Below are 22023 nucleotides of genomic sequence, written 5' to 3' on the forward strand. Positions count from 1 at the left end.
GATCGGCCATTGCAACACCATGGGAACAGCCTCGACCATGAATGCCATGGCGGAAGCGCTCGGCATGTCGCTGACCGGCTGCGCCGCCATTCCCGGCGCCTATCGCGAGCGTGGCCAGATGGCCTATCGCACCGGAAGGCGGGCGGTCGAGCTGGTCCTTGCAGATATCAAGCCTTCGGATGTGCTGACGCGCGAGGCTTTCCTCAATGCGATCCGGGTGAATTCAGCTATCGGCGGCTCGACCAATGCGCAGCCGCATCTGGCTGCGATGGCCAAGCATGCCGGCGTCGAGCTTTATCCTGACGACTGGCAGGTGCATGGTTTCGATATTCCGCTGCTTGCCAATGTGCAGCCGGCGGGCGCCTATCTCGGCGAGCGTTTCCATCGCGCCGGCGGCGTTCCGGCCATCATGTGGGAGCTGCTGCAGGCCGGAAAGCTGGACGGAAGCTGTCCGACGGTGACCGGTAAGACGATGGCGGAGAACCTGAAGGGCCGAGAGGCGACAGATCGCGAGGTCATCCGCCCGTTCGCCGATCCGCTGAAGGAGCGGGCCGGTTTCCTCGTTCTCAAGGGCAATCTGTTCGATTTCGCCATCATGAAGATGAGCGTTGTGTCGGAAGAATTCCGCAGCCGCTATCTGCAGGAGCCCGGTCATGAAGGCGTATTCGAGGGCATAGCCGCCGTTTTCGACGGGTCGGAGGATTATCATAAGCGCATCAACGATCCGGATCTCGGCATCGACGAAAGAACCATCCTGGTGATCCGCGGAGCCGGGCCGATCGGCTGGCCGGGATCGGCCGAAGTCGTCAACATGCAGCCGCCGGATGCTCTTTTGAGGCGGGGCATCCGCAGCCTGCCGACCATCGGCGACGGGCGCCAGTCGGGCACGGCCGACAGCCCCTCGATCCTCAATGCTTCGCCGGAAAGCGCTGCCGGCGGGGGGCTTGCATGGTTGCGGACCGGCGACATGATTCGCATCGATTTCAATCATGGCCGCTGCGACATGCTGGTGGACGAGGCGGAAATCGAGCGTCGCAAGGGCGACGGCGTGCCGGCAGTGCCGCCGGATGCGACGCCGTGGCAGCGCATCTATCGCCGTTCGGTGACGCAGCTTTCCGATGGCGCCGTGCTCGACGGTGCAGCCGATTTCCGCAATATCGCGGCCAGTCCGCCACGGCATAATCACTAACGGGAATCTTGCCGGAATCCGGCCGTGAAGGGCGGATCGAGCTGCCGTTAAAGTTCGAGAAAGTGGAGTAGTGCAAGTTTACCGGGTTGCGGCTATGTAATCTCTCCAGTTTCCGAAGGGAGGCTCTTTGGCAAAGGTGGCATCAGGGCGAACCGAAGAAGAGTTCCAGGACCTGCTGAGGAGGCTGGAGCTAGCGCTCGACGCGTCTCAAATCGGCGTCTGGCAGCACAATGTCGATGACAAGGAACTGCTCTGGGACCTGCAGATGCACCGGCTCTACGGGACCGGGCTGCAGGATCGCCGGGTGTCATCCGATGTCTGGATGAACGCACTCCATCCCGAGGATGTCGAGAAGGCCGTCAGAGACTTTCAGGTCGCTCTCGACATGCGGGGCTTCTACAATTCCCAGTTTCGCATCATTCTGCCCAGCGGGGAGGTGCGCTATATACGGTCGCGAGCGCACTTCTACGAAGGTCTTGACGGCTCGCCATCCTTCATCGGCGCGGAATGGGATGTCACCGCCGATGTCCTGCTCAATCGGGAACTAACCAGCCAGAAGGCGATTGCCGAGGCACGCGCGGTGGCGCTCGAGCAGAGCCGGGCCCGTATCGAATATGCTGCCGATCATGATTATCTGACCGGACTCCCCAATCGGCGTTACTTCGACCGCCGGCTTGCCGAATTGCGCAAGGATGCGACGATCGAAACCTTGGCTGTGCTCCATATCGATCTCGACGGCTTCAAGGAGATCAACGATACATGGGGACATGCGGCCGGCGACGCGACTTTGCAAAGTGTGGCTGCGCGTATTTCCGCGGCGATCACCGCCCATGATATTGTCGCCCGCGTTAGTGGCGATGAATTCGTGGCCATATTGGTCAATGTCGGCAGCACCGAGCGGCTGGAAGCCATCGTGAGCGACATTTTCTCGCGATTGCGGCGCGAAGTGCGCTTTGGCAACGAGATGCTGCGCGTCGGCGCCTCCATTGGGGTGGCATTGAGCCAGGCAGGCAATGCAGGCAATCTGCTGGCGGAATCAGACGTGGCGCTCTTCCAGGCCAAGAAGCTCGGCCGCAACCGAGTGGAGTTCTTTACGCCGGCGCTCCAGGCTGAGTTGCATGCGGAGCGTCGGCTGGCCGACGAGCTGCGGCTGGCGCCGGTGCTGCGGCAGATCGAACCCTTCTATCAGATTCAGGTGAACGCCCGCAGCCGCCGCATTGTCGGGTTGGAGGCGCTGGCTCGCTGGCGGCATCCGGAGAAGGGGCTGCTGAACCCTGCCGCTTTCCTCAAAGTAGCCGATGAATATGGACTGACCCCTGAGATCGATGCCGCCGTGCTGAAGTGGGCGCTAGCCGACCGCGCCGCCTGGGTTTCGCGCGGTCTCGTGCCGCCGCGTATCGCCGTCAACATTTCCGGCCGCCGTCTCGCGGATCCCGATTTGATCGAGGGGCTGCAGGCGCTGAAGATACCGCGCCATGCCATCGCCTTTGAACTCGTGGAAACCATCTTCCTCGACGATCCCGACGACAGGGTGCTTGCCAATATCGACGGGATAAAGAAGATGGGGATCGATATCGAGATCGACGATTTCGGGTCGGGCCATGCTTCGCTGATCGGCCTTGTGAAGCTGAAGCCGAAACGGCTGAAGATCGATCGGCAACTGGTGACGGCTGTGACGGTGTCGGATGAGCAGCGCCGGCTGGTCAGCTCGATCGTCGACATAGCACGGGCCCTGAATGTCGAGGTTATTGCTGAGGGCGTGGAGACCGAAGAGCATGCGCGCATTCTGGCTGAGGTCGGCTGCGACGAACTTCAAGGCTACGCCATCGGCTATCCATCGCCGGAAAGCCAGATCGCAGCCCTGCTGAAATCGGCTCATGCAAAAGGCAGGAGCCGATCCACGGTTGGCGGCGCGGGCGATTCTACTGGATCTGCAACGCGACGATCAGACCGTAGCTGATTACGCCCAGCATCAGCAGCGACAGCGTGGCGGCGGCGATGACGCGGCCCCCTGCATGGGCGACGGAGCGGACATTCACCGAAAGCCCGAGTGCTGCCATGGCAATGACGGTCAGGATGCCCGATACCGATTCCATCGGAGCGACCAGAACGCCTGGAATAAGGCCGAAGGAACGCATCGCCATCAGCCCGAGGAAGCCACAGATGAACCACGGAACCAGCGAGGGGTGACGGCTGCCATTTCTATTCGGTTCGGTCGTCTCGACCTTGGTGATGATGCCGAGCAGGAAGATGACGGGCCCGAGCATCAGAACGCGGACGAGCTTGACGAGGGTGCCGGTCTGGACGGCGAGAAGGCCGATGGGGGCGGTTGCTGCAAGCACCTGCGGAACGGCATAGACGGTCAGCCCGGCCAGGGTGCCATATTGCGGCACGCTCATGCCGAAATGAAAGTAGAGAAACGGCAGCAGGAAGACGGCGGCGATGCCCAGCACCGCAGTGAAGGCGAGCGCTGCCGCAATCTCCTGCGAGTCAGCCTCGATTACGGGAGCGACGGCGACGATCGCGGAGTTGCCGCATATCGAATTGCCACAGGCAATGAGCGTTGCGAGCTTCGGCGGCAGGCCGAGCAGCCGCCCGATCATGTAGGTTGCGGCGATCGAAAGCACGACAACGATGGCGATGCCGGCAATCAGCCAGACGCCCGCGCCGCGAATGGCCGAGAGGCTGATGGATGCGCCGAGAAGCACGATGGCGATTTCCAAAAGGATCTTGGCGCTGAAATCGATACCCGGCTTCATGGACGGCTTCAGCGGCTTGAAGGTGCAAACGGCAATGCCGAGCACTATGGCAAGCACCAGGCTTTCGATCCAGCGGCCGCCGAAAAGGCCGACTTCGACATGCTCGCCGGCATAGGCGACAATTGCGACGGCACAGGTGAGAGCGAGGCCTGGGAGGATCTTGTGTGCTTGTTGAGCAATGGACATGTCATGCCGCCATTCGTTTTTTCTGAGTTTGCTGACGGCTGGAAAGTCTCACCTGCGGATGTCGACATCCATCGAATATTATCCTATGTTTCGTTCGATAAATTAGAATGATTTCCCATGACCTTCGAGCAACTCGCAATTTTCGTCGCCGTCGCCGAGCGCGAACATCTGACCAATGCCGCTGAGGCCATCAACCTGACGCCCTCGGCCGTCAGTTCGGCGATCAAGAACCTCGAGGCCTATTACGGGGTGGAGTTGTTTCATCGCGTCGGCAGGCGGATCGAGCTGACGGAGATGGGGCGGTCGTTCCTGGGCGAGGCCAAGGCGACGCTTGCTCGCGTGCGTTCGGCAGAACTCATGCTGTCCGAACTGGGCGGTCTGCAGCGCGGCCGGCTCAGCCTTTATGCCAGCCAGACAATCGCAAGCTACTGGCTGCCGCCTTTGCTGATGCGGTTTCAGCGTGATTATCCCGGCATCGAGCTGGATCTGACGATCGGCAATACGCGAACCGTCACCGAGGCTGTCATCGATGGCGCGGCCGAGCTGGGATTCATCGAGGGCGAAGTGGATGCGCCGGCTCTGTCGATGAATATCGTTGCGCAGGATGCGCTTGTCGTCGTCGTGCCACCCTATCATCCCTGGGCGAATGGGCGGCAGCTGACGATTGCCGACCTCGTTGCCGATACGTCCTGGGTGATGCGCGAGGAGGGGTCCGGCACCCGTTCTGAATTCGAGAATGCGATTGCCAAGCTTGGCGCTTTGGCGCGTAACCTCAAGGTTGCGCTCGTCCTTCCCTCGAACGAGGCCGTGCTATCGGCAGTCTGCGCCGGGCACAGTGCGGCGGCCATTTCCAGCGCGGCGGCTAAGGCCTATCTCGGACAGGGTTTTCTGGTGCAGGCGGCGTTCGATCTTCCGGCCCGCAGCTTTCGTCTGCTGCGCCACAAGGAGCGCCATGCCAGCAAGGCCGCCCATACGCTGGAGACTATGTGCAAGAGCTACCGCAAATTCGTCAATTTCGATCCGGATGGGCACGGCGAAAAGGCTTGACGGTAGCAATAGCCGGCTGATCGGCTATCGCCGATCCATCCGCTGCCGGTTGGCGACCACCAGTTCTATCTCGTTGCGCTCGAGCATGGCGAGGATATCGGCCGGCGGTGTGTCGTCGGTGACCAGCGTGTCGAAGCTTGACGGCTCGTTCAGGATGATCGGGGCGCTGCGTCCGAACTTGGCGCTGTCGGCGACGATAATGCAATTTTCGGCGCGGCTTGCCGCTTCCCGCGAATATTCCGCCTCTTCGAGATCGTGCAGCATAAAGCCGGATGTGGCGTTGATGGCGCCGACTGACAGGATCGCATGACGTATGTTGAAGCGGCGCAGGAAATTGGCGGCTTCCATGCCGAAGGCGCCGCCGTCGTGGCCGCGCAATTCGCCGCCGGCGAAGAAGACGCGGTTGCCGTTGCGGGTGGCGAGCGCATGGGCCACCGACAGGGCATTGGTGACGACGAAGAGCTTCTGGTGCTTTTGCAGGGCGACAGCGATGAAGGCTGTGGTGGAGCCGACATCGAGGAAGAGCGTATCGCCGTCCTCGATCATGGCTGCCACCGAGGTAGCGATCATCCGCTTGGCCTCGGCATTCTCGTTCATCCGCAGGTGCAGCGGCGGCTCGATCATCGAGTCCTTGATATGGACGCCGCCATGTACCTTGGTGACAAGACCGTTGGTCTCCAGGCTGCGGATATTGCGGCGGATCGTCTCTTCCGAAACGCCGAGCCGTTCGGCAAGGAACTGAATGCGGCTACCGCCGCCAGCCAGCCGGAGTTCTTCGAGAATCTCGCGCTCGCGATGATTGGCGTGAAGCGGTGCCTGGGACATGCCCGACATGGTTCTGATCCTATTGAGGGTATGATCCCAAAACATATTGCGGCTTGCGGATCGAGCAGGCGCTGACGCCAAAGAAGCATCTAGGTTTGCAAATCAATCCGCACGCCTCGCGCTGCAGTTTTTAAGGCAAATCTGGCCGACGGTGAAGCGCTCTATTGCAATATCTGTCGCCGATCCAATTGGGATTTGCTCTCAAATCCAACAAAAAACCAAACATTCGTTTCATTTTGTGGATTGATCTTGACAGCTAGGCGTTTGTGAGGAACCTTCCCGTCCAGAGAATGCTGAGCAGTAGCGCCGGAGGGGGAATGACTGCGACGCCGGAAGATAGGATACATTCTCTCGCTATATGGCGCGGGCCGCTCGAGATCGCTCCACTCGTTGGCGGCATTACCAATCGCAACTATCTGGTCACCAACGACGGCCAGCGTTTCGTGGTCAGGCTCGGGTCGGACATTCCCGTCCACCACATCAGCCGCACCAATGAGGTAGCGGCGAGCCGGGCTGCCCATGCAGCCGGTCTCTCGCCTGCCGTGATCTATTACGAGCCCGGCATATTGGTGCTCGATTACATCGACGCAAGGCCGCTGTCGGCCGATGATAACCGAACCCCGGGAATGATCAGCCGTATCGTGCCGCTCATCCGGTCCTGCCATCGCGATGTCGCCAGGCATTTTCGCGGGCCGGCGGCGATCTTCTGGGTCTTTCATGTGGTAAGAGATTATGCGGCTCTCCTGGAGGCCGGCGGGAGTCGTCATAAACCGCTGCTGCCTTCCTTTCTGGATATCGCCGAGCGGCTCGAGTGTGCGGCCGGACCTTTCGAGATCGCCTTCTGCCATAATGATCTACTGGCGGCGAATTTCCTCGATGATGGCAAGCGGCTCTGGCTGATCGATTGGGACTATGCCGGCTTCAACACGCCGCTTTTCGATCTCGGCGGGCTAGCCTCCAACAATGAATTCACCGAAGCGGAGGAAGAGGCGATGCTGGAAGCCTATTTCGAGGCTGGTGTCAGCAACGATTTGCGCCGACGCTATCAGGCGATGAAATGCGCTTCGCTCCTGCGCGAGACGATGTGGAGCATGGTTTCGGAAATCCATTCCGACATCGATTTCGATTATTCCTCCTATACAGCTGAAAATCTGCGGCGGTTTGAAAGCGCCTGGCAGAGCTTTCGCAACTCTTGAGGTGACACGATGAAGGAACTGCCGACTACAGCAAAGACCGTCGTCATCGGCGGCGGCATCATCGGCTGCTCGACTGCCTACCATCTCGGCAAGCTCGGCTTTACTGATACCGTGCTCTTGGAGCGCAGGAAGCTGACCTCGGGCACGACATTTCACGCCGCTGGTCTCGTTGGTCAGCTGCGCACCAGTGCCAATATTACGCAGATGCTCGGCTATTCCGTCGATCTCTATAAGAAGCTCGAGGCGGAAACCGGCCTTGCCACCGGCTGGAAGATGAATGGCGGTCTGCGTCTCGCCTGCAACGAGGAGCGCTGGACGGAGGTCAAGCGGCAGGCGACCACGGCGCAGTCGTTTGGCCTGCAGATGCATCTGCTGACGCCCAAGGAAGCCTTCGATCTTTGGCCGTTGATGGATATCGAGGATCTGGTCGGTGCTGCCTTCCTGCCGACCGACGGGCAGGCCAACCCTTCCGATATCACCCAGGCGCTGGCGAAGGGCGCCCGCATGAGCGGCGTCTCGATCTTCGAGGATACGGAAGTTCTCGATCTGGAGATCGAAAAGGGCCGCATTCGCGCCGTCGTCACCGAGAGGGGACGGATCGAATGCGAGCGCGTCGTCGTCTGCGCGGGGCAGTGGACGCGGACCTTTGCCGCCCGTTTCGGCGTCAATGTGCCGCTCGTCTCGGTCGAGCACCAATATCTCATCACCGAATCCTTCGGCGTGCCTTCGAATCTGCCGACGCTGCGCGATCCTGACAGGCTAACCTATTACAAGGAAGAGGTCGGCGGACTGGTCATGGGCGGCTATGAGCCCAATCCAATCCCCTGGGCGCTCGCCGGCATCCCCAGGGATTTCCACTACACGCTGCTCGACAGCAATTTCGATCATTTCGAGCAGATCATGGAGCAGGCGCTGGTGCGGGTGCCGGCGCTGCAGACGGCAGGCGTCAAGCAGTTGCTCTGCGGTCCGGAGAGTTTTACGCCCGATGGCAACTTCATCCTCGGCGAAGCGCCTGAGCTGAAGAACTTCTTCGTTGGTGCCGGTTTCAACGCTTTCGGCATCGCCTCTGCGGGCGGCGCGGGTATGGCGCTCGCCGAATGGGCCGTCAAGGGCGAGCCGCCTTATGACCTCTGGCCTGTTGATATCAGGCGCTTCGGCCGTCCGCATTTCGATATCGACTGGGTGCGCACCCGTACGCTCGAAGCTTACGGCAAGCATTACACCATGGCCTGGCCGTTCGAGGAACATTCCAGCGGCCGGCCGTGCCGCAAGTCGCCGCTCTACGATCGGTTGAAGGCGCAGGGCGCCTGCTTCGGCGAAAAGCTCGGCTGGGAGCGGCCGAACTGGTTTGCCGATCTCTTTTCGGGGGAGGAGCCTAAGGACGTCTATACCTATAACAGGCAGAACTGGTTCGATGCCGCCGGCCGCGAACACAAGGCGGTTCGCGAGGCAGCTGTCATCTTCGACCAGACCTCCTTTGCCAAATTCGTGCTGAAGGGCAGGGATGCCGAGGCAGCGATCTCCTGGATTGCCGCCAATGATGTCGCCAAGCCTGTGGGTGCGTTGACCTATACGCAGATGCTGAACGACCGGGGCGGCATCGAATGCGACGTCACGGTCGCCCGCGTCGCCGAGAACGAATTCTATATCACCACCGGCACCGGCTTCGCCACGCATGACTTCGATTGGATTGCTCGGAATATTCCGTCAGAGATGCATGCGGAGCTGGTGGATGTGACCTCTGCCTATTCCGTGTTGTCGCTGATGGGGCCGAAGTCGCGCGAGATATTGCAGGCCGTGACATCGGCGGATGTTTCCAACGCAGCATTCCCCTTCGGTAAAGTGAGAACCGTCGGTATCGCCGGTTGCCCCGTCAGGGCGTTGCGCATCACCTATGTCGGCGAACTCGGCTATGAGTTGCATGTGCCGGTGGAATATGTCGCCACCGTCTATGACGTGCTGATGGCCGCTGGCCGCGAGCATGGCCTTGTCAATGCCGGCTATCGTGCCATCGAAAGCTGCCGGCTGGAGAAGGGCTATCGCGCCTGGGGTTCCGATATCGGGCCGGATCATACGCCGGTCGAAGCTGGGCTTACCTGGGCGGTAAAGATGAAGAAGAACGTCGCATTCCGCGGCCGGGAAGCCATCGAGCAGCAACTGGCCTCCGGCGTGAAGAAGATGCTTGCCTGCTTCGTGCCCGAAGATCCCGAGATCGTGCTTCTCGGCCGTGAGACGATCTATCGCAATGGTCAGCGTGTCGGCTGGCTGTCGAGCGGTGGCTACGGCTACACCGTCGGCAAGGCCATCGGCTATGGCTATGTTCGCGATCCCGGGGGAGTGACGGAAGATTTTGTGCTTTCCGGTCGCTACGAACTTGATGTCGCGCAGCGTCGCGTGCCGTGCCGGGTGTCGCTGAAGCCGCTCTATGATCCGCAGATGACGCGGATCAAGGGGTGATTTGCCGGAAGGGGTTGCGGGCAATCTCTTGCTGGCGATGGCCAGTGGCTTTATGAACATCACAGACGTCGCAGTGAGAGCTAGGGTGTGATGAAAAGCTTTTTTGATGCGGTCAAGCTGCTGCTCGCCGATTTGGCGTCAAGCCTATTTTTCGTCGTTCTGCTTTCCCTCACGCATAATGCGGCCCTTTCGGCTTGCTCGGCGATAGCGTTTGGTCTTGTCCAAATCGGGATACAATACCTCCGACGGAAGCCAATCGGTACCATGGAGTGGCTGAGCCTCCTTCTGGTCATCGCTGCCGGCGCGGCAACGCTGCTGACGGACGATCCCCGTTTCGTGCTATTCAAGCCGAGCGTCATCTATTCGATTGTCGGCGTGGTGATGCTCAAGCCAGGCTGGATGAACCGGTACCTGCCGGCTATTGTCCGCACAGTCGCGCCTGATGTCGCAATTTATTTGGGCTTTGTCTGGGCCAGCCTCATGTTCTTGTCTGCCGCACTCAACGCCTTTGTTGCTATCGCCTGGGATCTGTCCACATGGGCAGTCGTCATGCCTACCTTTAGTATCGGCAGCAAAGTGGTGCTGATGCTGGCTGGATTTGCTGCCATACGCCTCACGGTGAGGCGACGGATGCGAGCCATGCTCGCTACCGAACGCGAAGCCCTATTGATCTCGACGGGAGAGATGGCGCAATTGCCGTCGGCAGCGACGTCCGCCTAGGGCAGTCGTCATTGCCGACATAAGCCGGGATCGAACCGCGCTATTGCTGGAAAGCTGTGATCTGCCTGCTGCAATGCAAGTCATTTTCTTGACTTGCCGGCGCTTTCGCCCTCAATCGAACTGCTGACGAAGATGGAGGCATAGTCAATGGCGGAAGCGGGTATCAAGCTGGAAGAAAGCTGGAAAGAGGCGCTGTCTCCGGAATTCGAAAGCCCCTACATGCAGCAGCTCAAATCCTTTCTTGTCGAGGAAAAGCAGCGCGGCAAGGTGATCTTTCCGCGCGGCAGCGAGTATTTCCGGGCGCTGGATCTGACCCCGCTCGACGAGGTGCAGGTCGTCATTCTCGGGCAGGATCCTTATCACGGCATCGGCCAGGCGCATGGGCTCTGCTTCAGCGTCCGCCCCGGCGTGCGCATTCCGCCGTCACTGGTCAATATCTACAAGGAGCTTGAAACTGATCTCGGCATTCCGCCGGCGCGCCACGGCTTTCTGGAAAGCTGGGCGAAGCAGGGCGTCTTGCTGCTCAACAGCGTGCTGACGGTCGAGGAATCGCAGGCCGCCTCGCATCAGGGCAAGGGCTGGGAGCGCTTCACCGACGCCGTCATCCGCCAGGTCAATGACGAATGCGATGGCGTCGTCTTCATGCTCTGGGGCTCCTATGCGCAGAAGAAGGCAGCCTTTGTCGATACGGAGCGCCATCTGGTGCTGAAGGCGGCGCATCCATCGCCGCTATCAGCCCATAACGGCTTCCTGGGCTGCCGGCATTTTTCCAAGGCCAATGCCTATCTTGCCGAACATGGCAGGGAACCGATCGACTGGGCCTTGCCGAGCAATCCGGAAGCTCAGTGAGGTGTCGCTTTTCGGAAGAGATTGCGCGTCATTGAACGATCCGAATTTATCGTTCACTCATTGAAGACAATCCGTTTGGCTATTGGGGGCTATCGAAAAGCCGCCCACAAGACCATCTTCTGCCCATGAGAAACGCCTGCCGGTGCAGGCGAGACAAGGGGTTAGAGATGCTTAATCAGATCAAAGGTCTTCACCACGTCACCTCGATGGCGGAAGACGCTCGCACCAACAATAAGTTCTTCACGGACACGCTGGGCCTGCGCCGCGTCAAGAAGACGGTGAATTTCGACGCTCCCGACGTCTATCACCTCTACTATGGTGACGAGATCGGCACACCCGGCACGATCATGACTTACTTCCCGTTTCCGAAGATGGCGCGCGGTCGCCCGGGTACCGGAGAAGTCGGCAATACGATCTATTCCGTTCCGGAAGGTGCCATCGGTTACTGGACCGAGCGACTTGGTCAGCGTGGTGTCGAAGGCCTGAAGGTTGACGAATCCTTCGGCCAAAAGCGCCTGCATTTTGCAGGTCCGGATGGCGATGGCTTTGCTCTCGTCGAGGTGAAGGATGACAACCGCCTGCCCTGGACGCATGGCGGCGTCGATGCCGAGCACGCTATCAGGGGTTTCCATTCCGTTGCCATGCGGCTGCGGGACGAGGGCGCCACGGCGGAACTGCTGAAGTACATGGGCTACGAAGTTGTCGACACGCATGAGGGCGTCAAGCGGCTTGCCATTCCCGGCGGCAACGGTGCCGACTATGTCGACCTCGAGACGATGCCGAACATCAACCGCGCGCTTCCGGGTGCCGGCTCCGTACACCATGTCGCCTTTGCCGTCGAGAACCGCGCAAAGCAGCTCGAAGTGCGCAAGGCGCTGATGGATACGGGCTATCAGGTCACGCCGGTCATCGACCGTGACTACTTCTGGGCGATCTACTTCCGCACACCGGGCGGCGTGCTGTTCGAAGTCGCCACCAATGAACCCGGCTTCAACCGCGACGAGGATACGGCTCATCTCGGCGAAGCGCTGAAGCTGCCCGAACAGCACACGCATCTGCGCGGCTTGATCGAGCAGCATCTGGAGCCGCTGGAAGGCTAATCGGAGGAAAGACCATGATTGACACGAGTTATGTGCACCGGCTGAAGGCCGGTGCACCCGGAAAGCCCATTTTCTTCACCTTCCACGGTACTGGCGGTGACGAGAACCAGTTCTTCGATTTCGCCGCCCGTCTGTTGCCGGACGCGACCATCGTATCGCCGCGTGGCGACGTTTCGGAACATGGGGCTGCGCGCTTCTTCCGCCGTACGGGCGAGGGCGTCTATGACATGACTGACCTCGCCCGGGCGACGGAAAAGATGGCGAACTACGTCTCAAGCCTGGCGGCGGAATACAGCGCGTCGCAGGTGCTCGGCCTTGGCTTTTCCAATGGCGCCAACATCCTCGCCAATGTGCTGATCGAGCATGGCGACCTTTTCGATGCGGCCGTGTTGATGCATCCGCTCATCCCGTTCGAGCCGAAGGACAATGCCAGGCTGCAGGGCAGGCGCGTGCTGATCACCGCGGGCGAACGGGATCCGATCGCGCCCGCACCGGTCACCAAGGCGCTCGCCGACTATTTTACGCGGCAAGAGGCACAGGTGAGGCTCGACTGGCATGCCGGCGGCCATGACATCCGGCCGAACGAGATCGAAGCCATCCGTGCTTTCCTCGCGCCCTACGCGTAAGGCCGATCAAGACCATGGCCGCGGAATAGTCACAGGCTGTTCCGCGGCCCGTTATTTGCCGATCTGCCGCTGCATCGCTTTGGCTTGCGAGGCGGCTTCGAGCTTTCCCTTTGCGTCGATATAGTCCGTTCCACAGAAGCGATTGAGATTGGCGCGATCCATACTGTCCGGCTGAGCGTGCGTTACATCGGCGATGACGATACGCCAGGCGCAGCCGAGCATCTTGTCGGGCTGGATCGCCCCATCGCAGCCGGTGCTCAGGCACAAGGCCACATGTTTCTGCGCTCGGTATCCGCCGGCGATCGCTTCTTCATACTCGGCTTTCCACCGATCGCGCATATGCTGGCAACGGGCAGGATTGCTGCTTTGACTGCACTGCATCGTCGTGTCGACATAGGTTTCTGCCGGCGGCCATAGCGGTGCGTCGACCAGGCTGACGCAGCCGCATGCGAACAAAGTGGCTGACAGCAAGCGCAATTGATTCTCCCTTGATCGAAACCGTGCAAACCGTAGACGGGCAAATAATATCTGCAAGGTGAATATGCCCAACTTTGCGTTCGGAAATGCGTCGGCTATCCGCCGCTCAACCGACCGGATCGGGGGCGTGGCCTTCCTGCAACCCTCACCATCTTCCGGCATACACGACATGCCGCGGCGCAAGCTTTGCTTGTGAGCCTCATTGGCACTCGCTAATGATCTGCCGCAAGGCGACGGAGGAGCTGATGGTAACGCTGGTGGAACAGCAACAATATAGGCTGGGCGTGACTTATGTCGCGCTTTCGGCGCTGGCTTGGTCGACCTCCGGCCTCTTCGTGCGGGCCATCCATGCCGACCTCATGACCATTCTCTTCTGCCGCGGGGTCGTTTCCGGCCTGGGTGTCTTCACGCTGTTTTTCTACATCGAACGCCGCAACGCCTTTCGCATCCTGCGCTCCATGCGCGGCCCTTCGCTGGCCGCGACGATTTTTTCCACGGCGTCGATGATCAGCGGGATCGGCTCGATCTATTATACGTCGGTTGCCGATGCCATGGTCATCTATGCCACCGTGCCTTTCGTCACCGCGGGCGTCGCCTTCCTCTTTATCGGCGAGCGTCCGAATGTGCGGACGCTGATCGCCAGCGGCATCGCCTTCATCGGCGTGCTTGTCATGCTTTCGGGGCACGCGAGCGACGGCGGCAGCTGGCTCGGCAAGGGGCTGGCCGCCGTCATGACGCTGACGGTCGCTGCTCTCGCCGTCATCATGCGGCGGCATCGCGACGTGCCTATGCTGCCGGCCATGGCGCTTTCTGCCTGGCTCTGCTCTTTCACGACCTTCTGGTTTGCGTCGCCGCTTGCCGTCTCGGGTCAGGATCTCGGCTTGATCATTGCTTTCGGCATCATTCAAAATGCGATGGGTCTTAGTCTTTATACATTCGGCTCACGGCTCGTTCCGGCCTCCGATGCAGCGCTGCTGACGGCGCTCGAAGTGCCGTTGACGCCGCTGTGGGTCTGGATGGTCTTTGCCGAGCGTCCGTCGACGGCAACGCTGATCGGCGGGCCGATCGTCCTTGCCGCGCTTTTCGGCCACATCCTGCTGGAGGTACGGCGAAATCGGGCGGTTACTTCAGCACAAGCGCATTGAACGGCTTGTCGGCTCAGTCTCAAAATGCTGAAATCTCCCAATCACGAGGAGTCGATATCGATGAAGAAGATATTTAATCCGCCGTCCGTCCGCCGTCCCTTTGGCAATTACAATCACGGTCTGCTGGTGTCGCCGGGCGCCAGTCTTTTGGTCACATCCGGCCAGCTCGGCATCGGTCTCGATGACCGCATTCCGCCTGACGTTACGTCGCAGGCCGATCTTTGTTTCAGAGCGATCAACGCCATTCTCGATGAAGCCGGAATGAGCTTTGCCGACGTGATCCGCATCGCCGGCTTCGTGACCACGCGCGAGGATATTCCGGCCTATATGGCCGTTCGCGACCGCTATACGCTGGATCCGAAACCGGCCTCGACGCTGCTGATCGTCAGCGGCTTTACCCGGGCCGAGTTTTTGGTGGAGGTCGAGATCACGGCGGCGAAGGTGATGTGATGCGTACGGCTGTCACGGCTCCTGCAACTGGCGCCGTCGGATCGGCCTGCCGCGTTTCATGAGGCTGTGATGACCCAGAATATTTACGACGATCCAGGCTTCTTCGAGGGCTATAGCCAGCTTCGGCGGTCGGTAGAGGGTCTGGCAGGAGCGGCCGAGTGGCCGGCAATGCAGGCTCTTCTGCCACATCTGTATGGCCTCGACGTTGCGGATCTCGGTTGCGGTTTCGGGTGGTTTTGCCGCTGGGCAGCCGAGCAGGGTGCTATCAGCGTGCTGGGGCTTGATGTATCCGACAAGATGCTTGCGCGCGCCCGTGCAGAGACGACGGACCCACGCATACGCTACGACAGGATGGATCTGGAAAAGCTGCAGCTTCCCAAGGCGAGCTTCGATCTCGTCTACAGCTCTCTGGCGTTCCACTATATCGAGGATTTCGCCGGACTTCTGACGACGATCCGGCAGGCGCTGAAGCCCGGCGGGCGGCTGATCTTTTCGATTGAGCATCCGATCTACATGGCACCGCGGCAGCCGAAATGGCTGACCGATGAGGATGGCGGAAAGATCTGGCCCCTGAGCTCCTACCAGATCGAGGGAAAGAGGCTGACGAATTGGCTCGCCGAAGGTGTCTTGAAGCAGCATCGCACCATGGGCACGACGCTCAATCTGCTGATCAAGTCCGGTTTTGCCATTGCCCATGTCGAGGAATGGTCACCGAGCGACGAAGATCTGGCTTTGCATCCGGATTGGGTGATCGAGCGCGAGCGGCCGATGTTTCTGCTGATTTCGACACGAACCTGACGGCGGGGAGGGCGCTCCCATTTCGGCCGGGAGTAAAGCGGTTCAGGTCTTCACGGAATCTCCGAACCGCTCTGCTTTATTGTTTTGACGCAATTCCGGACGGAAAACCGCTGCGCACTTTTCCTGGAATTGCTCTCGCCCGGCCGGGCAGCCCGGTTTCGCTTAGTAGTTTTCCTGATACCACTCGACGAAGCGGCGTACGCCCTCGTCGACTTCGATGTGCGGCTTGAAGCCGGTAAGTGCCACCAGCAGGTCCGGCACGGCATAGGTGTTGTGCACGTCGCCCGGCTGCATCGGCAGCATCTTGCGGATCGCCTTCTTGCCGAGCATCGTCTCGATGGTTTCGACGAAGGTCATCAATCCCACAGGCTGGCCGCCGCCGATATTGACGACGCGGAAGGGCGCGTTTTTCGACAGGGTGTCGATGACCGTCTCCGAGACGACCCGGCTTTCCTCCGAAGGAACGACGCCGATGAGGCGCACGATGCCTTCGATGAGGTCGTCGATATAGGTGAAATCGCGGCTCATCTTGCCTTCGCCATAGATTTCGATCGGCCTGTCGTTACGGATGGCGTCGACGAATTTGAAGAGCGCCATGTCCGGGCGGCCCCAGGGGCCATAGACGGTGAAGAAGCGGAAGGCGGTCGTAGGCACGTTGAAGAGATGGGCATAGCTGTGCGCCATCAGCTCCATGCTCTTCTTGGTTGCCGCGTAGATCGTCATCTGCTCGTCGGCCTTGTCGCTTTCGGCAAACGGGATCTTTTCGTTGGCGCCGTAGACAGAGGAGGTCGATGCCAGCAGCAGGTGTTTCGGCTGCAGATTTCTTGCCAATTCCAGCACGTTGAACGAGCCGGTGACATTGGAATCGACATAGGAACGCGGATTTTCGAGGCTGTAGCGCACACCCGCCTGGGCTGCGAGATGAACAATCACATCAGGCTCGGCGAGTTCCGCCGCGCGGTCCAGCGCAGCCTTGTCCTCGAGCATGCCTGTCACGGCCTTGAAGCCGTTGGAACGGGCGAGGATCGCGGTCCGCTTTTCCTTGAGCTTGACGTCGTAATAGGGCGTCATGCCGTCGAAACCGACCACGAAATGACCCTCATCGAGCAGGCGCTTGGCGAGATGGAATCCGATGAAGCCGGCGGTGCCGGTGATAAGATAACGCATTGGTCGGCCTTTGCTTACAGTGTGGCGTCGTTAGAGGGTCTGCCGACGCTTGTATAGGCAAAGCCGTGCTTTGTGACCTCGTCATGGCGATAGATGTTTCTAAGGTCAACAAGGACCGGCGCGTTCATGACGGATTTGAGCCGGGCGAAGTCCAGCGCGCGGAACTGGTTCCACTCGGTGACGATGACGAGCGCATCGGCACCGCGCGCCGCAGCATAGGCGTCGTCGGCATAGGCGATGTTGTCGATCAACAGGCGCGCATTGTCCATGCCCTCCGGATCGTAGCCCGTCACCGTCGCGCCGGCATCCTGCAGCGTCTGGATGACTGAGATCGCCGGGCTGTCGCGCATGTCGTCCGTATTCGGCTTGAAGGTCAGGCCGAGCACGGCAATGGTCTTGCCGCGGATATCGCCGCCCATCGCCGCGATCACCTTACGGCCCATGGCGCGCTTGCGGTTGTCGTTGATGGAGATCGTGGTTTCGATCAGGCGCACGGGGCTGTCAAAATCCTGGGCGGTTTTTGCCAGTGCCAGCGTGTCCTTCGGGAAGCAGGAGCCGCCGTAACCGGGGCCGGCATGTAGGAATTTCGAGCCGATGCGGCCATCGAGGCCGATGCCGCGCGAGACTTCCTGCACATTGGCTCCCACCTTTTCGCAGAGGTCGGCCATCTCGTTGATGAAGGTGATCTTCATGGCAAGGAAGGCGTTGGCGGCGTATTTGATCAGCTCCGACGTGCGGCGGGCGGTAAAGAGCAGCGGTGCCTGGTTGAGGTAGAGCGGCCGGTAGACTTCGGTCATGACGCCGCGGGCGCGATCGTCATTGAGGCCGATGACGATGCGGTCCGGACGTTTGAAGTCCTCGATGGCAGCACCTTCGCGCAGGAATTCCGGATTGGAGACGACCGCGACATCGGCCTGCGGATTGGTTTCGCGGACGATGCGCTCGACTTCGTCGCCGGTGCCGACCGGCACGGTCGATTTCGTAACAATGACGGTGAAGCCTTTGACGTGCTCTGCGATCTCGCGCGCGGCGGCGTAAACGTAGGAGAGGTCGGCATGGCCGTCGCCGCGGCGAGAAGGCGTGCCGACGGCGATGAAGACGACGTCGCTTCCGGCAACGCTCGTCTCGACCTCCGTCGTGAAGGAGAGGCGCCCGGCACGGACATTATCTGCGACGAGCTGTTCGAGGCCTGGTTCGAAGATCGGCATCTCGCCGTGCTGCAGCGCTGCGATCTTGCTGGCGTCCTTGTCGACGCAGATAACGTCATGGCCGAAATCGGCAAAGCAGACGCCAGACACAAGCCCTACATACCCCGAGCCGATCATCGTGATGCGCATGAAACTTCAATCCTCTTGCTGGCGCCAGGCCCGGCGTTAAGACGCGGAGCCGGCATTGGCGATCACCTGCGCTTATACACAGGATCATTCGTGCCGCCTATATGCGATATCCTCGGCCGGGACAATTGCGACAGAAGTGTCACAGAAGCTGTTTGCATTTCCGTCGTTCTACTGGTGCCGTTACCTGGGTGCAAAGTTAAACGAAGCCTTTGTACTTTAAGCTTATCATACCTCTCGCTTGTGATCGGCAACATGTTGCCGCATGATGAATCAAGGGTAATCGTTCCGCTGGAACGAAATAGAATGGGCGGTTCGGGACTATTGCATGAAATCGACTTTTGCCGTGCGTACAATGCGAGCCGGGGAATTGGAACTCGCTCTGGAATGGGCTCGGCAGGAGGGGTGGAATCCCGGTGTCGATGATGCCCCTGCATTCTGGGAGGCGGATCCATCGGGTTTCCTCGTCGGCGCGATTGGAGAGGTGCCGGTCGGCTGTATCTCGGTCGTCCGGTATGGCGAGAGCTTTGCCTTTCTCGGCCTTTACATGCTGCACCCGGAATTTCGCGGCAGAGGATATGGCAAGCAGCTCTGGAACAAGGGCATGATGCTCGCCGGTAATCGTATCGTCGGGTTGGACGGCGTCGTTGCACAGCAGGATTATTACCGCCGCCACGGCTTCGAAACAGCCTATCGGACGCTGCGCTACGCCGGCATCGCCAAAGCACCCGACATAGGAGATCAGTCGGGGCAGGTCGTGCCGGTCACGAATGGCAAGCTTGAAGGGCTGGTGCATTACGATGCTGGAATCTTCCCCGGTCTGCGCCATTCCTTCATCAAGGCATGGTGTGGGGCACCGGAAAGACGGACAACCTTCATCGTCGGCGGTGGCAGCAGGGTTCGCGGCTACGGGACCATTCGCCGCTGTTTCCACGGCTATAAGATCGGTCCGCTTTTCGCCAACAAGCCGGACGTAGCGCGGGCCTTGCTGGCAAGGCTGCTGGGCGAGGCAGAGGGGGCACCGGTCTATCTGGACGTGCCGGCAGACAATGTACAAGGTATCAAACTCGCAGAAGACTGTGGTCTGTCGCCGGTCTTCGAGACGGCCCGCATGTATCGCGGCAAGGCGCCGGAGATACCGCTCGATCGCGTGTTCGGCGTGACCACGCTCGAACTCGGCTAGCGCCGCTCACGTTTCGCCGGCAAGAAGCCGTGTCGTTAACCCTAACAGACGATTAATGGCTCGGTTGGAGGTTTAAACAACCTTAGCAGCTGCATCTCCGATTCAGCTAATATATAGATCGTCCGGGGGCGCCTAGGGGAAAAATCGAACAATGATTGTTCATTTTCTTTGTTGGAGTCCGGCTATGCATGTCATGGAAAGTATTAACCGGCAGACCTGGCGCAATCCCTGGGCCTTGCGGGATTATCGCCGCAGCAGCGGTTATCTCAATGAAGGCGAGCGCATCGCTTTCTCCATTGCTACCCCGCGAGCGGGCAGGGGGCGCATTCTCGATATCGGTGTCGGTGGGGGCCGCACAGCCGATCTCTTGCGTGCGACTGCCAGCGACTACGTCGGTATCGACTACACGCCCGAGATGGTCGACCTTTGTCGCCATAATCACCCCGATCTCCGTTTCGAGATCATGGATGCGCGCGATCTGTCGGCATTCCAGGATGCCAGCTTCGATCTTGTCGTCTTCAGCTATAATGGTATCGACTCGGTCGATGCCGATGGCCGGCGGGCTGTTCTGCTCGAGGCGACCCGTGTTCTTGCCTCCGGTGGTGCTTTCGTCTTCTCCACATTTCATCGCGGCTGGCATGGTTTCGAGCATCATATCGACTATCGCAGATTGGAATGGACGGCCAATCCGGTGCGGCTCGGGCTGAGGACGCTTCGCTATGTCGAAGGGCGCATCGCCGGTACCTTGCGTCAGCATCGTTTGAGGCCCCTCGAACAGCGCGATGGCGAACATACCATCCTGTTGCACGGCGCACACGATTTCGGCGTGATGGTCTATGCGACGACACCCATGCAGCTCCAGTCGCAGCTGGCCGAGGCCGGCTTTGCAACGCCTGCGCTGCTGCTCGACCTGGATGGAGAGGCGATCGGCGACGTTGCGTTGCCTGAGCATGAATACTTTCACGTCGTCGCGCATAAACCCGGTATCTGATCGGGAATCGACGCCGGCCGGACGCGGTCGATCCTGGCCCCGTCCGGCCGTTCCGAGGGAGAAATCCTGTTGGGCGTGCTGATTCGTCATGCAAAAAGCGGAATCTCCTGAGACAACAGGGTCGCTTTCCCAAAAACAAAGCTTTATAGATGCGCGGGTTTGAGCAAGGCGCGCCTCCGTGCGCAGGAAGCGGGAATTGAAGAATGACGAACGTTGTAGTGATCGGTTCACAATGGGGCGATGAAGGCAAGGGCAAGATTGTCGATTGGCTTTCGGAACGCGCCGATGTGATTGTGCGCTTTCAGGGCGGGCACAATGCCGGTCATACGCTTGTCGTCGACGGTGTCAGCTACAAGCTGGCGCTGCTGCCCTCCGGCCTCGTGCGCGGCAAGCTGAGCGTCATCGGCAACGGCGTCGTGGTCGATCCCCATCATTTCGTCGCCGAAGTTGAAAAACTGCGTGCACAAGGCGTTGCCGTTACGCCCGACGTGCTGCGCATCGCCGAAAACGCGCCGCTGATCCTGTCGCTGCATCGCGACCTCGATGCCATGCGGGAAGATGCCGCTTCCAACAGCGGCACGAAGATCGGCACGACGCGCCGTGGTATCGGCCCGGCTTACGAAGACAAGGTCGGCCGCCGCGCCATCCGCGCTATCGACCTCGCCGAGCCGGAGACTCTGCCGGCCAAGATCGACCGGCTTCTGACCCATCACAATGCGCTGCGCCGCGGCATGGGCGTCGACGAAATCTCCTTCGATGCCCTGCATCACGAGCTGACTTCCGTCGCCGAACACATCCTGCCCTATATCGATCAGGTGTGGCGCTTGCTCGACGAGCAGCGCAAGGCCGGCGCCCGTATCCTTTTCGAAGGTGCGCAGGGCGCGCTGCTCGATAACGACCACGGCACCTATCCTTACGTGACCTCGTCCAACACGGTTGCCGGACAGGCCGCTGCCGGCTCCGGTCTCGGACCGACGGCACTCGGCTATGTCCTCGGCATCACCAAGGCCTATACGACCCGCGTCGGCGAAGGGCCGTTCCCATGCGAACTGCACGACGAGATCGGCAAGCATCTGTCGACCGTCGGCCGCGAAGTTGGCGTCAATACCGGCCGTCCTCGCCGTTGCGGCTGGTTCGACGCCGTGCTGGTGCGCCAGACGGTGAAGACCTCGGGTATCACCGGTATCGCGCTTACCAAGCTCGACGTGCTCGATGGCCTCGACGAGCTGAAGATCTGCGTCGGCTACAAGCTTGATGGCAAGGAGATCGACTATCTGCCGGCGAGCCAGGCGGCGCAGGCTCGTGTCGAGCCGCTCTACATCACGCTTGAAGGCTGGAAGCAGTCGACCGTCGGCGCACGCAAATGGGCCGATCTGCCAGCCCAGGCGATCAAGTATGTCCGCCAGGTTGAAGAACTGATCGGTGCACCGGTGGCGCTGCTTTCGACCAGCCCTGAGCGCGAGGACACCATACTTGTGACGGACCCCTTTGAGGGCTAAAGTCGCGAACCTATGACGAATCCCG

20 protein-coding genes are annotated in these 22023 nt (G+C 60.3%); 15 read left to right on the forward strand and 5 right to left on the reverse strand.

The genetic code is table 11. The features are described 5' to 3' along the window. Both QD409_RS26670 and QD409_RS26675 read left to right on the forward strand, forming a co-directional pair. A partial coding sequence (locus QD409_RS26670; protein WP_430764103.1) for a dihydroxy-acid dehydratase occupies positions 1-1189 on the forward strand: 1189 nt, incomplete at its 5' end. Positions 1190-1325: 136 nt separating this feature from the next. Then, positions 1326-3149, forward strand: a complete 1824-nt coding sequence (locus QD409_RS26675; RefSeq protein WP_425348532.1) for a bifunctional diguanylate cyclase/phosphodiesterase — start codon at positions 1326-1328, stop codon at positions 3147-3149. Here the strand turns inward: QD409_RS26675 and QD409_RS26680 are convergent. Beyond that, complete coding sequence (locus QD409_RS26680; protein ID WP_092848453.1) at positions 3112-4134, reverse strand: YeiH family protein; 1023 nt, start codon at positions 4132-4134, stop codon at positions 3112-3114. The two genes, QD409_RS26675 and QD409_RS26680, sit on opposite strands and share 38 nt — an antisense overlap. A gap of 117 nt (positions 4135-4251) precedes the next feature. Here QD409_RS26680 and QD409_RS26685 point away from each other — a divergent pair, with 117 nt between their 5' ends. Beyond that, positions 4252-5181 (forward strand): LysR substrate-binding domain-containing protein, encoded by a 930-nt coding sequence (locus QD409_RS26685; RefSeq protein WP_092848444.1) that lies wholly within the window; start codon positions 4252-4254, stop codon positions 5179-5181. Between the two features lie 24 nt (positions 5182-5205). Here the strand turns inward: QD409_RS26685 and QD409_RS26690 are convergent, their stop codons facing one another. Further along, positions 5206-6015, reverse strand: coding sequence for a DeoR/GlpR family DNA-binding transcription regulator (locus tag QD409_RS26690; RefSeq protein WP_092848441.1), 810 nt, complete (start codon positions 6013-6015; stop codon positions 5206-5208). Between the two features lie 308 nt (positions 6016-6323). Between QD409_RS26690 and QD409_RS26695 the strand changes: the two genes are divergently transcribed. The 6 genes from QD409_RS26695 (at position 6324) to QD409_RS26720 (ending at position 12954) form a co-directional block, all read left to right on the forward strand. Then, complete coding sequence (locus QD409_RS26695; protein ID WP_430764104.1) at positions 6324-7202, forward strand: phosphotransferase; 879 nt, start codon at positions 6324-6326, stop codon at positions 7200-7202. A gap of 9 nt (positions 7203-7211) precedes the next feature. Then, positions 7212-9659 carry a GcvT family protein gene (locus QD409_RS26700; protein ID WP_430764105.1) on the forward strand — a complete coding sequence of 816 codons (2448 nt, stop codon included), beginning with the start codon at positions 7212-7214 and terminating at the stop codon, positions 9657-9659. Between the two features lie 90 nt (positions 9660-9749). Next, positions 9750-10379, forward strand: coding sequence for a septation protein IspZ (locus tag QD409_RS26705; protein ID WP_092848421.1), 630 nt, complete (start codon positions 9750-9752; stop codon positions 10377-10379). A gap of 147 nt (positions 10380-10526) precedes the next feature. Next, positions 10527-11228 (forward strand): uracil-DNA glycosylase, encoded by a 702-nt coding sequence (ung, locus tag QD409_RS26710; RefSeq protein WP_092848417.1) that lies wholly within the window; start codon positions 10527-10529, stop codon positions 11226-11228. 167 nt (positions 11229-11395) lie between these two features. Continuing rightward, on the forward strand, positions 11396-12328 hold the full coding sequence (locus QD409_RS26715; protein WP_092848409.1) for a VOC family protein: 933 nt from the start codon (positions 11396-11398) through the stop codon (positions 12326-12328). 14 nt (positions 12329-12342) lie between these two features. Continuing rightward, a complete protein-coding gene (locus tag QD409_RS26720; protein WP_092848403.1) occupies positions 12343-12954 on the forward strand; it encodes an alpha/beta hydrolase in 612 nt (203 codons plus the stop codon). 51 nt (positions 12955-13005) lie between these two features. On the opposite strand, the gene QD409_RS26725 is transcribed toward QD409_RS26720, so the two are convergent. Next, entirely contained in the window at positions 13006-13431 is a 426-nt protein-coding gene (locus tag QD409_RS26725; protein WP_092848400.1) for a hypothetical protein, read from the reverse strand. Between the two features lie 245 nt (positions 13432-13676). Between QD409_RS26725 and QD409_RS26730 the strand changes: the two genes are divergently transcribed. From QD409_RS26730 to QD409_RS26740, 3 genes are all read left to right on the forward strand, one after another. Further along, complete coding sequence (locus QD409_RS26730; RefSeq protein ID WP_092848880.1) at positions 13677-14576, forward strand: DMT family transporter; 900 nt, start codon at positions 13677-13679, stop codon at positions 14574-14576. Between the two features lie 60 nt (positions 14577-14636). Further along, positions 14637-15026, forward strand: a complete 390-nt coding sequence (locus QD409_RS26735) for a RidA family protein (protein WP_092848397.1) — start codon at positions 14637-14639, stop codon at positions 15024-15026. A 69-nt stretch (positions 15027-15095) separates the two neighbouring features. After that, the gene (locus QD409_RS26740) at positions 15096-15824 is read left to right on the forward strand and encodes a class I SAM-dependent methyltransferase (RefSeq protein ID WP_092848393.1); all 729 of its coding nucleotides are present in this window, start codon (positions 15096-15098) and stop codon (positions 15822-15824) included. Positions 15825-15986: 162 nt separating this feature from the next. Here QD409_RS26740 and QD409_RS26745 read toward each other — a convergent pair whose 3' ends face one another. Next, positions 15987-16991: an NAD-dependent epimerase gene (locus QD409_RS26745; protein ID WP_430764106.1), complete on the reverse strand. Its 1005-nt coding sequence runs from the start codon at positions 16989-16991 to the stop codon at positions 15987-15989. 14 nt (positions 16992-17005) lie between these two features. Then, on the reverse strand, positions 17006-18328 hold the full coding sequence (locus QD409_RS26750) for a UDP-glucose dehydrogenase family protein (protein WP_092848387.1): 1323 nt from the start codon (positions 18326-18328) through the stop codon (positions 17006-17008). A 325-nt stretch (positions 18329-18653) separates the two neighbouring features. Between QD409_RS26750 and QD409_RS26755 the strand changes: the two genes are divergently transcribed. The 3 genes from QD409_RS26755 (at position 18654) to QD409_RS26765 (ending at position 21998) form a co-directional block, all read left to right on the forward strand. Then, a complete protein-coding gene (locus QD409_RS26755; RefSeq protein ID WP_092848385.1) occupies positions 18654-19508 on the forward strand; it encodes a GNAT family N-acetyltransferase in 855 nt (284 codons plus the stop codon). 193 nt (positions 19509-19701) lie between these two features. Continuing rightward, positions 19702-20499 carry a class I SAM-dependent methyltransferase gene (locus tag QD409_RS26760; RefSeq protein WP_245298007.1) on the forward strand — a complete coding sequence of 266 codons (798 nt, stop codon included), beginning with the start codon at positions 19702-19704 and terminating at the stop codon, positions 20497-20499. Between the two features lie 203 nt (positions 20500-20702). Continuing rightward, positions 20703-21998, forward strand: a complete 1296-nt coding sequence (locus QD409_RS26765; RefSeq protein ID WP_430764107.1) for an adenylosuccinate synthase — start codon at positions 20703-20705, stop codon at positions 21996-21998. Positions 21999-22023: the final 25 nt, after the last annotated feature.

The organism is Rhizobium sp. BR 315 (assembly GCF_050577975.1).
In the GTDB taxonomy this organism is placed as follows: domain Bacteria; phylum Pseudomonadota; class Alphaproteobacteria; order Rhizobiales; family Rhizobiaceae; genus Rhizobium; species Rhizobium miluonense.

What these genes read in the sequence shown, in the direction of transcription:
- QD409_RS26680 (WP_092848453.1), bottom strand. Translation starts at nt 4,134, where the DNA reads ATGTCCATTGCTCAACAAGCACACAAGATCCTCCCAGGCCTCGCTCTC.
- QD409_RS26685 (WP_092848444.1), top strand. Translation starts at nt 4,252, where the DNA reads ATGACCTTCGAGCAACTCGCAATTTTCGTCGCCGTCGCCGAGCGCGAA.
- QD409_RS26690 (WP_092848441.1), bottom strand. Translation starts at nt 6,015, where the DNA reads ATGTCGGGCATGTCCCAGGCACCGCTTCACGCCAATCATCGCGAGCGC.
- QD409_RS26695 (WP_430764104.1), top strand. Translation starts at nt 6,324, where the DNA reads ATGACTGCGACGCCGGAAGATAGGATACATTCTCTCGCTATATGGCGC.
- QD409_RS26700 (WP_430764105.1), top strand. Translation starts at nt 7,212, where the DNA reads ATGAAGGAACTGCCGACTACAGCAAAGACCGTCGTCATCGGCGGCGGC.
- QD409_RS26705 (WP_092848421.1), top strand. Translation starts at nt 9,750, where the DNA reads ATGAAAAGCTTTTTTGATGCGGTCAAGCTGCTGCTCGCCGATTTGGCG.
- ung (WP_092848417.1), top strand. Translation starts at nt 10,527, where the DNA reads ATGGCGGAAGCGGGTATCAAGCTGGAAGAAAGCTGGAAAGAGGCGCTG.
- QD409_RS26715 (WP_092848409.1), top strand. Translation starts at nt 11,396, where the DNA reads ATGCTTAATCAGATCAAAGGTCTTCACCACGTCACCTCGATGGCGGAA.
- QD409_RS26720 (WP_092848403.1), top strand. Translation starts at nt 12,343, where the DNA reads ATGATTGACACGAGTTATGTGCACCGGCTGAAGGCCGGTGCACCCGGA.
- QD409_RS26730 (WP_092848880.1), top strand. Translation starts at nt 13,677, where the DNA reads ATGGTAACGCTGGTGGAACAGCAACAATATAGGCTGGGCGTGACTTAT.
- QD409_RS26735 (WP_092848397.1), top strand. Translation starts at nt 14,637, where the DNA reads ATGAAGAAGATATTTAATCCGCCGTCCGTCCGCCGTCCCTTTGGCAAT.
- QD409_RS26740 (WP_092848393.1), top strand. Translation starts at nt 15,096, where the DNA reads ATGACCCAGAATATTTACGACGATCCAGGCTTCTTCGAGGGCTATAGC.
- QD409_RS26745 (WP_430764106.1), bottom strand. Translation starts at nt 16,991, where the DNA reads ATGCGTTATCTTATCACCGGCACCGCCGGCTTCATCGGATTCCATCTC.
- QD409_RS26750 (WP_092848387.1), bottom strand. Translation starts at nt 18,328, where the DNA reads ATGCGCATCACGATGATCGGCTCGGGGTATGTAGGGCTTGTGTCTGGC.
- QD409_RS26755 (WP_092848385.1), top strand. Translation starts at nt 18,654, where the DNA reads ATGAAATCGACTTTTGCCGTGCGTACAATGCGAGCCGGGGAATTGGAA.
- QD409_RS26760 (WP_245298007.1), top strand. Translation starts at nt 19,702, where the DNA reads ATGGAAAGTATTAACCGGCAGACCTGGCGCAATCCCTGGGCCTTGCGG.
- QD409_RS26765 (WP_430764107.1), top strand. Translation starts at nt 20,703, where the DNA reads ATGACGAACGTTGTAGTGATCGGTTCACAATGGGGCGATGAAGGCAAG.